General features: G+C 71.9%; 11 protein-coding genes. 5 read left to right on the top strand and 6 right to left on the bottom strand.

All coding sequences use genetic code 11. The annotated features are described in order from the left end of the window. Positions 1-26: 26 nt before the first annotated feature. Complete coding sequence (locus tag AC3RJ7_RS08975; RefSeq protein ID WP_491455493.1) at positions 27-794, bottom strand: DeoR/GlpR family DNA-binding transcription regulator; 768 nt, start codon at positions 792-794, stop codon at positions 27-29. A 47-nt stretch (positions 795-841) separates the two neighbouring features. On the opposite strand from AC3RJ7_RS08975, the gene AC3RJ7_RS08970 reads away from it, so the two are divergent. Next, positions 842-1,219, top strand: a complete 378-nt coding sequence (locus AC3RJ7_RS08970) for a DUF4406 domain-containing protein (protein ID WP_491455492.1) — start codon at positions 842-844, stop codon at positions 1,217-1,219. 22 nt (positions 1,220-1,241) lie between these two features. Here the strand turns inward: AC3RJ7_RS08970 and AC3RJ7_RS08965 are convergent, their stop codons facing one another. After that, positions 1,242-1,865, bottom strand: a complete 624-nt coding sequence (locus tag AC3RJ7_RS08965; RefSeq protein WP_491455491.1) for a CGNR zinc finger domain-containing protein — start codon at positions 1,863-1,865, stop codon at positions 1,242-1,244. A gap of 102 nt (positions 1,866-1,967) precedes the next feature. On the opposite strand from AC3RJ7_RS08965, the gene AC3RJ7_RS08960 reads away from it, so the two are divergent. After that, positions 1,968-3,254 (top strand): MFS transporter, encoded by a 1,287-nt coding sequence (locus AC3RJ7_RS08960; protein ID WP_491455490.1) that lies wholly within the window; start codon positions 1,968-1,970, stop codon positions 3,252-3,254. Positions 3,255-3,473: 219 nt separating this feature from the next. Here AC3RJ7_RS08960 and AC3RJ7_RS08955 read toward each other — a convergent pair whose 3' ends face one another. Next, on the bottom strand, positions 3,474-4,904 hold the full coding sequence (locus AC3RJ7_RS08955) for a hypothetical protein (protein ID WP_491455489.1): 1,431 nt from the start codon (positions 4,902-4,904) through the stop codon (positions 3,474-3,476). Positions 4,905-4,997: 93 nt separating this feature from the next. After that, positions 4,998-5,456 (bottom strand): MarR family winged helix-turn-helix transcriptional regulator, encoded by a 459-nt coding sequence (locus tag AC3RJ7_RS08950; protein ID WP_491455488.1) that lies wholly within the window; start codon positions 5,454-5,456, stop codon positions 4,998-5,000. Positions 5,457-5,553: 97 nt separating this feature from the next. Between AC3RJ7_RS08950 and AC3RJ7_RS08945 the strand changes: the two genes are divergently transcribed. Both AC3RJ7_RS08945 and AC3RJ7_RS08940 read left to right on the top strand, forming a co-directional pair. Then, positions 5,554-6,207: an FMN-dependent NADH-azoreductase gene (locus AC3RJ7_RS08945; protein ID WP_491455487.1), complete on the top strand. Its 654-nt coding sequence runs from the start codon at positions 5,554-5,556 to the stop codon at positions 6,205-6,207. Positions 6,208-6,281: 74 nt separating this feature from the next. After that, a complete protein-coding gene (locus AC3RJ7_RS08940) occupies positions 6,282-6,830 on the top strand; it encodes a hypothetical protein (RefSeq protein WP_491455486.1) in 549 nt (182 codons plus the stop codon). 194 nt (positions 6,831-7,024) lie between these two features. On the opposite strand, the gene fosX is transcribed toward AC3RJ7_RS08940, so the two are convergent. Next, entirely contained in the window at positions 7,025-7,453 is a 429-nt protein-coding gene (gene fosX, locus AC3RJ7_RS08935) for a FosX/FosE/FosI family fosfomycin resistance hydrolase (RefSeq protein ID WP_491455485.1), read from the bottom strand. A 123-nt stretch (positions 7,454-7,576) separates the two neighbouring features. On the opposite strand from fosX, the gene AC3RJ7_RS08930 reads away from it, so the two are divergent. Then, positions 7,577-8,431, top strand: coding sequence for a class I SAM-dependent methyltransferase (locus tag AC3RJ7_RS08930; protein ID WP_491455484.1), 855 nt, complete (start codon positions 7,577-7,579; stop codon positions 8,429-8,431). 70 nt (positions 8,432-8,501) lie between these two features. On the opposite strand, the gene AC3RJ7_RS08925 is transcribed toward AC3RJ7_RS08930, so the two are convergent. Beyond that, the gene (locus AC3RJ7_RS08925; RefSeq protein WP_491455483.1) at positions 8,502-13,016 is read right to left on the bottom strand and encodes an Ig-like domain-containing protein; all 4,515 of its coding nucleotides are present in this window, start codon (positions 13,014-13,016) and stop codon (positions 8,502-8,504) included. Positions 13,017-13,132: the final 116 nt, after the last annotated feature.

The raw sequence follows: 13,132 nt of genomic DNA, 5'->3' as shown, positions 1-13,132 counted from the left end.
GGCCCGGCGATGATGGGCTGGCCGGATCAGCGCGCGTGCGGGTCGGCCGCGATGAGCTGCACTCCCGCCTCGGAGAGTTCGCGCAGCGTCTGATCGCCGGGCTCGCCGTCGCTGATGATCCCGGCGACGGCGTCGAACGGCACGACGGTGTAGCGCGAGGCGGCGCCGATCTTCTCGGCACTCGCGAGGACGTAGGTCTCGGCGGCGCGCGAGGCGAGGGTTCGTTTCATGGCCGCCTCGTCGGCGTCGCCGGTCGTCAGCCCCGCGGCGGCGTGCACCCCGGTGACGCCGAGGAAGAAGAGGTCGGCGCTCACCCGGCCGGCGGCCTCGACGGCGGCGGCCCCGCACGCGACGGCGGAGTGCTTGAACAGCTTGCCGCCGATCAGGAACACCTCCGCGGCATGGTCGAGCAGCCTCGCGGCGACGGTCGGGCTGTGCGTGATGACGGTGCATTCGAGCGTCGTCGGCAGGGCGTCGACCATCGCGAGCGTCGTCGTGCCGCCGTCGAGGATGACGGTCGCGCCCGGCTCGATGAGTGCGACGGCGGCCGCCGCGACGCGGCGCTTGCTCTCGGGGGCCACCGAAACCCTGCTCGCGTAATCGGCGACGGCCGGCGAGGCGGGCAGCGCCCCGCCGTACACGCGCACGACCAGGCCCGCGGCGTCGAGTTCCCGCAGGTCGCGGCGGATGCTGTCCTCCGACAGTCCGAGTTCGAGCGCCATCTCCTTCGCCACGAGGCGTCCGTCACGGCGGAGTCGCTCCAGGAGCAGGTCTTTGCGTGCCGCAGCGAGCAATCGGGTTCCTTCCTGTTCTTTCACGATTCTGCAGTATCGTGCCCGATATGAGCAAGCCCATGATGATCCTGATCGCCGGCCCCTACGCCTCGGGCACCGGCGGCGACCCCGAGTTGATGGCGAAGAACCTGAGGCGGCTCGAGGAGGCGGCCTGGCCGATCTTCCGCGCCGGCCATGTGCCGATGATCGGCGAATGGGTCGCCCTCCCCGTGCTCTCGAGCGCGGGAGCGAGCGGCCCCGCCGATCCACTGGCGGCCGAGGTCATGTACCCGACGGCCGAACGACTGCTCCAGCACTGCGACGCCGTGCTGCGCCTGCCCGGGGAGTCGCGCGGTGCCGACCAGGACGTCGCGATCGCCCAGCGTCGAGGCATCCCCGTCTATCACTCGCTCGACGAGGTGCCCGGCGCAGCGCCGGCCGCATGACGCGGCGGTCGTCGGGCGCGCGCTACTCGGCCGCCGCGCCCGACGACGCCGCCTGCTTGCGCGCGTAGAACTCGCGCACCCGGTTGCGGTTGCCGCAGTCGGAGGCGACGCACCAGCGCCGGTTGTGCCGGGGCGACGTGTCGAGGAACACCCAGCCGCACTCGGTGTCGGCGCACTGCGAGAGCCGGTCGAGGTCGTCGCGCAGCAGCAGGTCGACCGCGGCGAGCGCGAGCCGGCGGCGAGGCAGGGCGAGGTCGACGTCGAAGCTCCAGGCCCAGCCGCTGCCCGCACGCACGAGCGCGCCCGACGCGACCGCCTCGGCGTGTGCACTCGTGATCGGATGGCTCGACGCGCCCTCGTAACAGGCGGCGTACAGCGTCTCACGCAGGTCGCGCACGCGCGCCCACTCGTCGGCTGCGGCTTCGGGACGCTCCGCCGCGAGCGCACGCAACGCAGCGGCCTGCCCGGCGTCGACGAGCCCCGTCTCCTGGGTGAATCGCACGACGTCGTCGTAGTCGACGAGGTAGTCGACGAACTCGTCGGTCGCCAGGCGCTCGTACACGGTGTTCATCAGGTCGAGGCCGACGGCACCGGCGATCTGCGCGAAAGGCCGCTCGCGCCGTCGATAGATGACCGGAATCGCCATGTTCTGATACTAATGCCTGTTGCGGGCTTTACGCATTCGCCCTCTTCTGCCAGTGTGTAATGCATGCTTACTCGATCATCCATTAGCGGCCGCGGGGGCGCGGTGCGCGACAACCCGCGCCGCCCGCGCCTGTCTGCCGACTTCTCGCGCCTCTGGGTCGCTCAGGGCGCCGGCGTCGCCGCCGCACAGGTCGCCGAGCTCGCGCTGCCGCTGCTCGCGGTCCTCGCGCTGAACGCCTCGGCGCTCGAGCTGGGCCTCCTCGGCGTGGCGCGATGGCTGCCGTTCCTGCTGCTCGCGCTGCCGCTCGGCGTGCTCGTCGACCGGCATCGGCGCCGACCGATGATCGTGATCTCCGACTGGGGCCGGGCGGCCCTCACCGTCGCGATCATCGTCGCCGCGATCGCCGGCCTGCTCACCATGCCGACCCTGCTCGTGCTCGCGGCGGCCATCGGCTGCTTCACGGTGCTGTTCGAGGTGTCGTACCAGTCGATCGTGCCGAGCGTCGTCGCACCCGCAGGACTCTCCGCCGCGAACTCGCGGCTCGCGGCGACCGCGGCCGCCGTGCAGGTCGGCGGCCCCGGCCTCGGCGGCCTGCTCGTGCAACTCGTCTCCGCCCCGTTCGCCCTGCTCGCGACCGCGGTCGGCTACGTGGTCTCGGCGGTCTCGGTCGCCGGCATCCGCGCCCCCGAGACGCCGTCGACGAGCCGCGCCGGGTTCGCCGCCGAACTGCGTGCGGGATTGTCGTTCGTGCGGCGCGACAAGTACCTCGTCGCGAACCTGGGGTTCTCGGCCCTCTACAACCCCTTCATCCAGTGGGTCATGGTGCTGTTCCTCCTCCACGCGGTCGACCGGCTCGGCCTCGACGCGTTCCAGGTCGGCCTCATCCTCGCGATCGGCGCGACCGGCGCACTCGCCGGATCGCTCCTGGCGGGGCCGCTCACGCGGCGATTCGGGGCGGGTCGCCCCATCCTGTGGACGGCGGTCGCCGAGTGCTTCGTGCTGCTGATCCTGCCGGTCGCGGATGCCTCGTGGGGCGAGCCGCTCCTCGTCGCCGTACTCGGACTCGTGTTCGCGATCGGCGATGCCGGCGCCACCCTGTCGAGCGTCATCCTCATCACCATCCGGCAGCTGCGCACGCCCGACCAGATGCTCGGCCGGGTGAACGCGAGCATGCGCTGGGTCTCGTACGGCACGATCGCGTTCGGTGCGGCGGCGGGCGGCGTCGTCGGCGAGCTCGTCGGCACGCAGCTCGGCATCCTGATCGGCGTGCTGCTCACCTTCTCGGCCGTGATCTGGGTCGCGCTCGGCCCGCTGCCCCGCGTCGGCGACCCCGCCGAGCTCGCGATCGCCGAGCGGCGCGAGCATGAGGCATCCGTGAACGCCGCCTGAGCAGCGAGCGCCCCCAGCCCGCCGGTTGAGTAGCGCGCGACGAAGGAGCGCGCGTACCGAAACCCCCACCCCGCCGGTTGAGTAGCGCGCGACGAAGGAGCACGCGTATCGAAACCCCGTGAGCCGGCCTCGAGACCGTCTCACCAGGTTTCGATACGCGTCGCCGCTCCGCGTCGGCGCTACTCGACCGGCTGGTGGGGGCGCCGCTCCGCGTCGGCGCTACTCGACCGCCTGGTGGGGGCGCCGCTGCGCGCGCCGCGCCCGCTTCGCACGACGACGCTGCTCGGCGAGACGGCGGGCCGCGAGCGATGACTGGTCGGGGTCGCCCGGCGAGAGCGCCACGCGCAGCAGGTTGCGTTCGCGGGTCGCGCGGTGAAGGTCGGCCATGCCGAGCGTCGTCGCGAGCACCGGCGCGCCGACGACCACGGCGAACGCGACCCCGAGCGCGATGCCGGGGCGGGCGATGCCCGAATCCGTTCCGGCTAGGCCCGCGATCGCGAAGAGCGCGAGCGGCATCACCGCCGCGACGATCGCCGACGACACCCAGCGACCTGCACGCGGATCGAGGAGCAGGGCGTCGGTCACCTCCTCGCGCGCCCGTCTCGGGCGGCCGTCGGCGACCCAGTGCACCGCCGCCCGTTCGACGCGTCGCATCATGACGAGCCGCGCGACGGCGAGCGCGGCGGTGACCACGAGGGCGCACGCGATCGCGATGCCGCCCCAGAGGCTCAGCCCGTCGATGAAGCGCTCGAGCGGTTCGTCGAAGTAGCGCTCGTCGCACCGCTTGCACGGCTGCCGCAACCAGACCGACACGAACCAGATCGCACCCACCGCGAAGAGCGCGCACACCGCGACGACGAGCGCACGGTCGATGCTGGCGAAGGCCCCCGGGCGCAGCAGGTCGGGCGGGTCTTCGGCCGGGGATGCCGCGCGACGACGCTCCTCGGCCAGGTCGGCGGCGGCGACCGAGCGCGTCCAGCCCACCTCGAGCTCGGCGCGGCGGGCCTCCTGCCCCTCCTCGACGCCGAGCAGCACCGATCGCGCGACGAGCCACGCGATCACGAGCGCCGCGCTGATCCCGACGATGGTCCATACGACGGGGGTGCGACCCTCGTCGTCGACGAGGGCGAACAGCAGGCAGAATCCGCCGACCGCCATCGCGATCACCGCGACCGCGAGCACCGCGCGACGGACGTGCCGGGCCGGCAGGATCGCGAGTCGCGCGCGCTGCATCGACGACGGCACCGCTTCCGGATTCGCGCCGACGTGGCGTTCGAGCAGCCGCAGCGACGTCGCGGCATCGAGGGCGCCGAGCACAGGGATCGCGAGCGCGAGCACGGCCGCGAGCCCGAACAGCGGCAGCACCGTCGCGCGCAGGAACTCCTCGAACTCGAGCGCGCTCGACAGCTCCCCCAGCGCCTCGTCGCCGACGACCGCGGCGATGAGCAGCAGCAGCCACGTCGCACCGGCACCGATCGCGAAGGCGTTCGCGAGGCCGACCGCGGTGTGCGCGAAGGCCGACGCCGGGGTCTCGGCCACCTCGACGAACCTGAGGTCGCGCAGCTCGCGCTCGGCACGGGCGCGGCCCGCACGGCGTCGTGCGGTGCGGGCCGCGCGCCCGCGCGGAAGTCGCTCGTCGTGGTCGCGCATGGCCGGCCTCAGGCCCCGCGCACGACGAGACGGTCGTCGACGGTCGATCGGAGATCGGAGGCGGGGCGGGCGAAGACGGGCACGCCCGTCAGGCTACCGGCTGCGGATCGGCGCCCCGGGGTCGATCGCGGCGAGCGCCTGCTCGAGCGCCTCGGCGAGCACGCGCACGCCGTCGTCACCGACGGGCGCGAACTCCCGGTCGATCGCCGGCAGGTACGCCTTCGCCCCGGCGAGGAAGCGTCGCCGCCCCTCGGGGGTGAGCACGGCGTACGCCGATCGCCGGTCGTCGGGGTTCGCCTCGCGGGCGACGAGTCCCGCGGCGACGAGGTCGTCGACGAGCCGGCTCACGCGGGTGCGGCTGAGCACGACCCGCTCCCCCAGCTGGCCCATCGTCAGCGGGCCGCCCTCGTCGTGCAGTTCGAGCAGCACGTCGTACCAGCTGAGCGGCAGGCCGCCCTCGCTCGCGACCGCCCGCTCCAGTCGCGGCAGCACGGCGGCGTGCAGGCGAAGCAGGGATTCCCAGGCGCGTTCGGCGTCGCTCGGCGTGCTCATGCCCGCAACCCTACCACTTGCGTGCGTGCGCACACATATGTCAGACTCGGGCTCGTTCGATTTATGTGCGCCTGCACACACTTGAAGGGAACGAGCCATGACCACGCTCCTGCACATCTCCGCCTCCCCTCGCGGTGAGGCGTCGCACTCGCTCGAGATCGCCCAGCGCTTCATCGAGTCGTTCGCGGAGGCCTCGCCCGAGGCATCCATCTCGCACTGGGATCTCTGGGACGGATCGCTGCCCGCCTTCGGGCCCGACGGGGCCGGCGCCAAGATGCGCGTGTTCGCGGGCGACGAGCCCGAGGGCGCCGAGGAGATCGCCTGGCACCGCGCCCGTCTCGCGTTCGAGCGCTTCAACAGCGCCGACCTCTACCTGTTCAGCCTGCCGATGTGGAACGCGGGCGTGCCCTACATCGCGAAGCAGTTCATCGACGTCGTCAGCCAGCCAGGCTGGGTGTTCGGCTTCGACGGCGAGACCGGGTACTCGGGCCTCCTCGAGGGCAAGCGCGCCGCGGTCGTCTACTCCAGCGCGGTCTACGGCGAGGGGCGGCCGCCGGCGTTCGGCGCCGACTTCCAGCAGCCGTTCTTCGACGGCTGGCTGCGCTGGGCGGGCATCGACGAGATCGACTCGATCGAGTTCCGGCCGAACCTCGCGATCGCCGATGCCGAGCCGGGCCGCCTCGCGGCCCTCGCCGAGGCGCGGCGGCTCGGTGCCGAGTTCGGGCGCGACGCGCGGGCCGCAGCGGCCTGAGGCGACCGGCACCACCGCGCATTCGGGGGTTCACCCGATATCGCCCGCCCGCGCCGGTGCGCTTGGCTCGAGGCATGCCTTTCGTCACGTTCCTGCGCGGGTGGGCGGCGGTCGCCGTCGGCTGCCTGCCGCTCTTCGCCCTCATGCTCACGCCCCAGCTCATGCGCAGCCGCGCGGGCAGCGAGTCGCTGCTCATGATCGGGATGCTGCTGCTTCTCGCGCTGCTCATCGCCGCCGTCGCGCTCGCACCCGTGCTGAACGCGATCGCGGCACCCGTCGCCGGCACCTGGCAGCCGCGCACGGCGATGCGGTCGGCCCGCGACACCTGGCGTCGCCGCACCGGGCAGGCATGGCTGGCGCTCGGCACGCTCGTGCTCGTCTACGGCGCGGGGCAGGCGGTCGGCTACCTCCTCGCCGAGGCCGTGCCCTACGTGCACGAAAGCCCGGATGCCGCGGCCGACCCCTCGGCCTCGCTCTGGGTCATCGACTACCCCGCGTACGCGCTGCAGGCCGTCGTGATCTACGCGTTCACGACGCTCGCGATCGCGATCTACGCGGCGCGTCTGCGATCGCTCGCGCTGGGATTCGCCCGTCGTGAGGCGGAACTCGTCCCCGCCGGTTGAGTAGCGAGCGACGAAGGAGCACGCGTATCGAAACCGCCCCTCCGCCGGTTGAGTAGCGCGCGACGAAGGAGCACGCGTATCGAAACCCCGTGACCCGGCCTCGAGACCGTCTGACCGGGTTTCGATACGCGTCGCCGCTCCGCGTCGGCGCTACTCAACCGGCGAAAGGTGGTTTCGATACGCGTCGGCGCTACTCAACCGGCTGACGACGGCACGTAGACCGCGAGGCGCTCGCGCAGCGACCCGGCGTGCAGCTCGAAGAGGTGCCCGTCGTCGTCGTAGAAGTAGATCGAGTCGCCCTCGCCCTCGACGCGCGAGCGCGGCGGGCGCAGGTCGAGGCCGAGCTCCGCCACCTTCGCGCGCAGGGCGGGCAGGTCGGCGCGCTCGACCTGGAACGCGACGTGGTTGTAGCTGCGGGGCAGCTCGCCACCACCGAGCATCGTCGCGACCCACGTGGCCGACTCCCCCTCGCCGACGAGGAAGAAGCGCTCCTCCGAGAGCGAGAACGTGTCGCTGCCGCTGTCGTAGACGCGCACCGCACCGAGCACCTCGGTGAGGATCCGCTCCATGCGGTCGAGGTCGCGCACGATGAAGGTCACATGGCTGAGTCCGCTGCTGGTCACCGGGCCACCCTATGCGAGGGATGCCTCACCCTGAGCCCGATCTCCGTGCACGCACGGATGCGGCACTCCACGGCCGCGTCGACACTCGCTCCTGTTGTCATCACCCGATTGAAGGAGCCCCCGATGACCGAAACCAACCCGACCGTCTCGACCGGCATCGGCAGCGAGGCCGATCGCGAGCTCAAGGCCAAGCACCGCAGCATGTGGGCATCGGGCGACTATCCGGCGGTCGCCGCCGACCTCGTCTGGCCGCTCGGCGCGCACCTCGTCGACGCGACGGGCGTACGCGCCGGCGACCGAGTGCTCGACATCGCGGCCGGCACCGGCAGCGCGGCGATCCGCGCGGCCCAGCAGGGCGCCGTGGTCACCGCGAGCGACCTCGTGCCCGAGCTCTTCGAGGCGGGACGCCGCAACGCGGCCGACGCCGGCGTCGAGCTCGAGTGGGTCGAGGCCGACGCCGAGAACCTGCCGTTCGACGACGCCGCGTTCGATGCGGCGATCTCAGCCATCGGCATCATGTTCGCACCGCACCACGAGGCGTCGGCCGGCGAGCTGCTGCGGGTCGTGCGACCGGGCGGTCGCGTCGGCGTGCTGAGCTGGACGCCCGAGGGATTCATCGGCCGCATGTTCCGGGCCATGAAGCCGTTCGCGGCGCCCCTGCCCGCGGGCGCGCAGCCGGCCCCGCTGTGGGGCGACGAGTCGCACGTGCGCGAGCTGCTCGGCGACGCGGTCGACGAGGTCAAGGTGCAGCGTGACTCGGTCGCGATCGGGCACTTCGCCACGGGCGCCGAGTTCCGCGACTACTTCAAGGCGAACTACGGCCCGACGATCGCGGTGTACCGGCGCATCGCCGACGACGCCGACGCGGTGCGCGCGCTCGACGACACGCTCGCGGCGTTGGGCGACTCGCAGATCAAGATCGACGGCGACCACACGATGCGCTGGGAGTACCTCGTCATCACGGCGACCAAGCGCTGACCGGCGTCCCCCGCGACCCCGTGAGCCCTGTTCCCCTTCGGGCTCACGGGGTCGCGCTCGGCTCAGGAACTCACGGGAAGCACGTGGTGTATCCGCTCGTCACTGAGATCGCCGTTCCTCCCGTGCCGAAGCTGCCGGGGGTACTGGTATTGAGTCCATTCACGTAGTTCTCGACGGCCGGTGACCCGGTCGCACCCGCCGGGAGTCCCACGATGCCGAAGTCGTTGACGGCGGGGTCGGTCGACACTTTGCGGAACTCGATACCCGGCGCGACCGCGGTCCCGACGGTGCCGCCGGCCGTCGTGTTCCCCGTGATCGCCAGGCACAATCGGGCCTCGGTACCGCTTTGCGACCCCGAGGCCGCGTAGATGCCGGCGTAGACCCCGCCGGTCGGCGCACTCACCTTGTTGTTCTTGACCTCCGCCACGACGCGGCCGGCTTCCAACGCCTCCACGGCCGCCCCGGGTCCGCTCGTCCCCGAGACCGTGTTGTTCGTCACGACCGCGGAGAGCGACGCCCCGACGCCGTTGAGCGATCTCGCGACCGCCCGGATGCCCGTGCAGCCGGTTCCGTTCCCGGCCGTGAGCACGTTGCTGTCCGCCTTCGCCGCGACGTTCGCCGCGCCGCGGGCACCGACGAGGATCGCCTCGCAGTCGAGGTGACGAATGGGGTCGGCGACGGTGCCGTTGCCCGACACGTCGACGTTGCCGTCGGCCGCACCGCTGACGTCGACGACCGCGAACCCCACAGGCTGTTGCCCGGCGCCGCCGTTCCCCCCGTCCATGCGGTTGCCGGTGACCGCGATGACGTTGCCCGGCGTGCCGAGGACCGCTTCCGTCGCGCCGTCCTGGTTTCCACCGAGCACGCGCACACCGTAGCCATCGCGGAACTCGGTGATCACGTTGCCCGAGATCGTCGCCTTCGTGATCGTCGCCGCACCGATGGAACTGCCGGTCGCCGACACGGACACGGCCGAGCCCGGCGTGAGTTCGTCGCCCGCGTCGGAGATGCGGTTGCCGCTGATCGTCGCCCCGGAGATGGTGCCGCCGCGGTTCGCGATCGAGATGCCGGATGCCTCGTTCGAGGTGAGCACGTTGTTCGAGATCACGACCGCACCCGACAGGTTCGACAGGTTCGCACCGTCGAACGCGATGCCGTCTTCGCCGGCGGCGTCGCCCGCTCCGGTGACGGTGCCGTCGACGAACGAGAACCCGTCCACACTGGCGCCCCAGATGCCGTTGCCGGCGCTGTTCTCGATGCGCATGTTGCGGAGCGAGACATCCGCGGTGCCTGTGAGGTCGATCGCATGGCTCGTGGCGGCGGAGATGGTGCCGCCCGAGGCATCCCCGCCCTGAATGGTGCTGCCGCCGCCCGTGACGTGCAGGCCGCCCGCGGCGCCCGTCGCGCCCAGCACGATGCCCGACGCCGCCCCGTTCGACGAGATGCGCTCGAACGTGACGTCGTCGGCCCCGATGCCGGTCAGCGCGATCGAGAGCGCGGTGCCGGTGGTGCTCGCGAGCTTGTTGCCCGTGCCGGTGACGACGATCGTGCCCGACGTGAACACGTCCAGCGCTCGACCGCTCGTCGTGGTGACGTCGAGGCCGCCGCCCGTGATCGAGAGGCTGTGCCCGCTGGAGGATCCGAACTCGACTCCATCGAGGGCGCCGGTCTCGAGGTGCTTCGACGCCCCCGAGAGCACAGTGGCACCCCCCGTGTTGTTCGCGACGACGATGCCGCCGCCCGCGTCACTGTCATCGGTGATCGATCCCGAGAGCGTGACGGTGCCGCCGGTCCGGTTCCGGATGTCGACGCTCGTCGTCGCCGGCCCGTCGGCGATCGAGCCGCCGTACGAGATGTCGCCGCTGCCGCCGACCACGCGGAACTGGGTCAGGCCGGTCTGCCCCCCTGAGAGCTGGCCGCTCGCCGCCGAGAACGTGCCGGCACCGATCTGGTCGATGTTGATGCCGTATAGGTTGTTGTTCGTCGCGGTCACCTCGTCGAACGAGAGCTGCGAGCCCGACGACGCGCCGACGTGGACCGCCGGGCCGTTGGTCGCGACGATCTTCGCGGTCGCGCTCGACGGCACGGTCACGGGGCCGGTCAGGCTGAGGCTGAAGGCTGCCTGGCCCGTGCCCGTCGTGCGGATGTCGAGATCGCCGAACGTGACGGCGCCGGTCGTCTGCTGCAGGTTGACGCCGCCGCCGTTGGACACACCTGCGGCGACGATCTGGTCGATCTGGCTTCCTTCGAGATTGCAGAGCCGCGCGAGGAACGCCCACCCGGTGCCGGTGGTGCGGATCTCGACGGTCGCCGCCGGGTCGAACACGACCTTCTCGGTGGAGTCGATGAGCACGCCCAGGCCGACGACGTCGACCTCGAGGTCGCCGATCAGGTTCGTGCCGGTCATGCCCTGCAGCGCGAGCGCGATGCCGCCGTCGACGGTGTCGACGATGCGCACGTCGTCGATGGTCGCGTCACCGCCGGGGTCGCCTGCGATGTCGACGACGCCGATGCCGCCGCCCGCGGTCGTGGGGTGCACCTCGAGCCCGGCGACGCGGTTGCCGACGCCGAGTCCGACGACGTACATCCCCGAGGCCATCGTGATCGTCGGCCGCTTGGTCGGGTCGCCCTGGTGCAGGGTGCGGCCGCCGACGACGAGGTCGGATGCCTCGCCGATGAGCTGCTGGTCGTCGTCGAGCGCGATCGCCTCCGAGTAGCCGGTCGTGGTGCCGTCACCCCGGAAGACGAAGATGTCGTCGCCCGCGTTGCTCGCCGCTTCCGCCTGCGCGATCGTGTCGAACGGGCTGCTGACGTTGCCGCTGTTGCCGTCGGCGAAGTTGTCGACGTACCAGACGCAGTCGCTGATGGCGATGGTCACGTGGCCGGTGTCGGTGAGCGGCTTCACGGCGCCCTGGTCGGTGACGGTGTAGTCGAACCCGTCGGTGGTGGCGGTGCAGCCGTCGGGCGGCAGGTAGGCGACGTCGCCGTCGGCCTCGAGGTAGACCATGCCGCCTTGCTCGGTCACCTTGACGCCGGCCACGATCGCGAGCTCGGTGCCGGGGTCGGCGTCGGTGTCGCCGTCGAGCAGGTCGCCCACGACGAGGAGGTGCGGGCGGGCGGGGTCGATCGCACCGTCGGTCGGGTCATCGATGACGAGGAGGGTGTTGCCGACCGCCGCCTTCGAACCGTCGAAGGTCTCGTCGTCGGCGACGGGCGCGTCGGCGATGCACGTCACCGTGACCGACACCTGCGCGTTCCCGTCGCCCGGGGTGAGCGTGTAGCTGAACACGTCGGGGTCGCCGCCGGGCGCGTTGCAGTAGTCGACGTCGGGCTGGTAGGTGAGCCCGGTGCCGCCGCCCGTGATCACGACGGTGCCGTTCGCCGGCTGCACGACGCTCGTGATGCTGCGCGGGCCGCCGTCTGGGTCGGGGTCGTTCGCGAGCACGTCGATCGCCGTGGCGGAGGCATCCTCTGCGACGGTGGCCTCGTCGTCGACGGCGTCGGGCAGGTCGTCCACGCAGGTGACCGTCACGGAGACCGTCGTGGTCGAGCCGCCGGGCGCGAGCGTGTAGGTGAACTCGTCGGGCGTGGTGCCGGGCGGGTCGTTGCAGAACCCGGGGTCGGGTTCGTAGGTGAGGGATGCCTCGTCGTCGGCGATCTCGACGGTGCCGTGGTCGGGCTGGGCGACCTGGTCGATCGAGATCGGCCCGCCGTCGGTATCGGTGTCGTTGGCGAGCACGTCGATGGTCGAGGCACCGCTGTCCTCGTCGACGGTCGCGGTGTCTGCGACCGCCGTCGGCGGCAGGTCCTCGACGACGTCGAGCACGTCGATCGTGAAGGCCTCCTCGAGGCTGCCGCCGTAGCCGTCGGTGCCGCGCACGCGGATCGAGAGGCTCTGCGTCGCCTCGTAGTCGAAGCTCGCGGCGGTCTTCAACGTCGAGCCCGTGATCGTGAACGAGGCGTTGTCGTCGTCGCCGGTGCCGGCGACGAGCGCGAACGCGGGGGTCGCGGCGGGGTCGGCGTCGACGAGCGCGAGCGTGCCGACGACGGTGCCGGCGGGCTCGTTCTCGAGCACGTCGTCGTCCGAGAGGGTGAGGTCGCTCGGGTCGTGGTTGCCGATGACGTACCGATGTTCGGTGCTGAGGCACGCGGTCGAGGCATCCACCCGCCGCAGCACGCCCGAGCTCGGCGCGCAGAAGTAGACGGGCTCGCCGGTGGCGGTCGGCACCACGAGCTTGGTGCCGGCGGGCTTCGTGCCGGTGCACGACTTGGCCGAGGTGAAGCGGCGCACCGAGCCGTCGGGCTGGATGCACAGCGTGGTGGGGCCCGGCCAGATGGTGACCGCCGTCTCCTGCTTCTTGCGGCAGTCGTCGGGGCTCGACGCCGCGCGCATGAGCCCGTTCGACTTCTGGGCGCACGCGACCGTCAGCTGCGTCTCGGCATGGTCGGCGAATGCCGCCGACGGAGCCGCGACCAACGTGACGATCATCGCGAGCACGGTGAACAGCACGAGCGCGAGTCGCGTCGGTCGCCGCGTCTCGAGGGTGAGCACCTCGACGGTGCGGGGGCGGGACGCGTGGGACATGGGTCCTCCTCGAGGCGGCGCCGGCGCCGTCCATCCGCGATCGTCGGGCACAATGCGGAACTCGGTCCGATCCTCGACCCGTGCGGGGGCTGACCGGTAGCCCGAGAACGGGGGGC

The organism is Agromyces solani (assembly GCF_058349925.1).
This window is presented reverse-complemented; position numbering and strand designations above follow the sequence as displayed.

Excerpts from the sequence above, each read along its gene's own strand:
- AC3RJ7_RS08970 (WP_491455492.1), top strand. The coding sequence starts at position 842 with ATGAGCAAGCCCATGATGATCCTGATCGCCGGCCCCTACGCCTCGGGC.
- AC3RJ7_RS08965 (WP_491455491.1), bottom strand. The coding sequence starts at position 1,865 with ATGGCGATTCCGGTCATCTATCGACGGCGCGAGCGGCCTTTCGCGCAG.
- AC3RJ7_RS08955 (WP_491455489.1), bottom strand. The coding sequence starts at position 4,904 with ATGCGCGACCACGACGAGCGACTTCCGCGCGGGCGCGCGGCCCGCACC.
- AC3RJ7_RS08950 (WP_491455488.1), bottom strand. The coding sequence starts at position 5,456 with ATGAGCACGCCGAGCGACGCCGAACGCGCCTGGGAATCCCTGCTTCGC.
- AC3RJ7_RS08945 (WP_491455487.1), top strand. The coding sequence starts at position 5,554 with ATGACCACGCTCCTGCACATCTCCGCCTCCCCTCGCGGTGAGGCGTCG.
- AC3RJ7_RS08940 (WP_491455486.1), top strand. The coding sequence starts at position 6,282 with ATGCCTTTCGTCACGTTCCTGCGCGGGTGGGCGGCGGTCGCCGTCGGC.
- AC3RJ7_RS08930 (WP_491455484.1), top strand. The coding sequence starts at position 7,577 with ATGACCGAAACCAACCCGACCGTCTCGACCGGCATCGGCAGCGAGGCC.
- AC3RJ7_RS08925 (WP_491455483.1), bottom strand. The coding sequence starts at position 13,016 with ATGTCCCACGCGTCCCGCCCCCGCACCGTCGAGGTGCTCACCCTCGAG.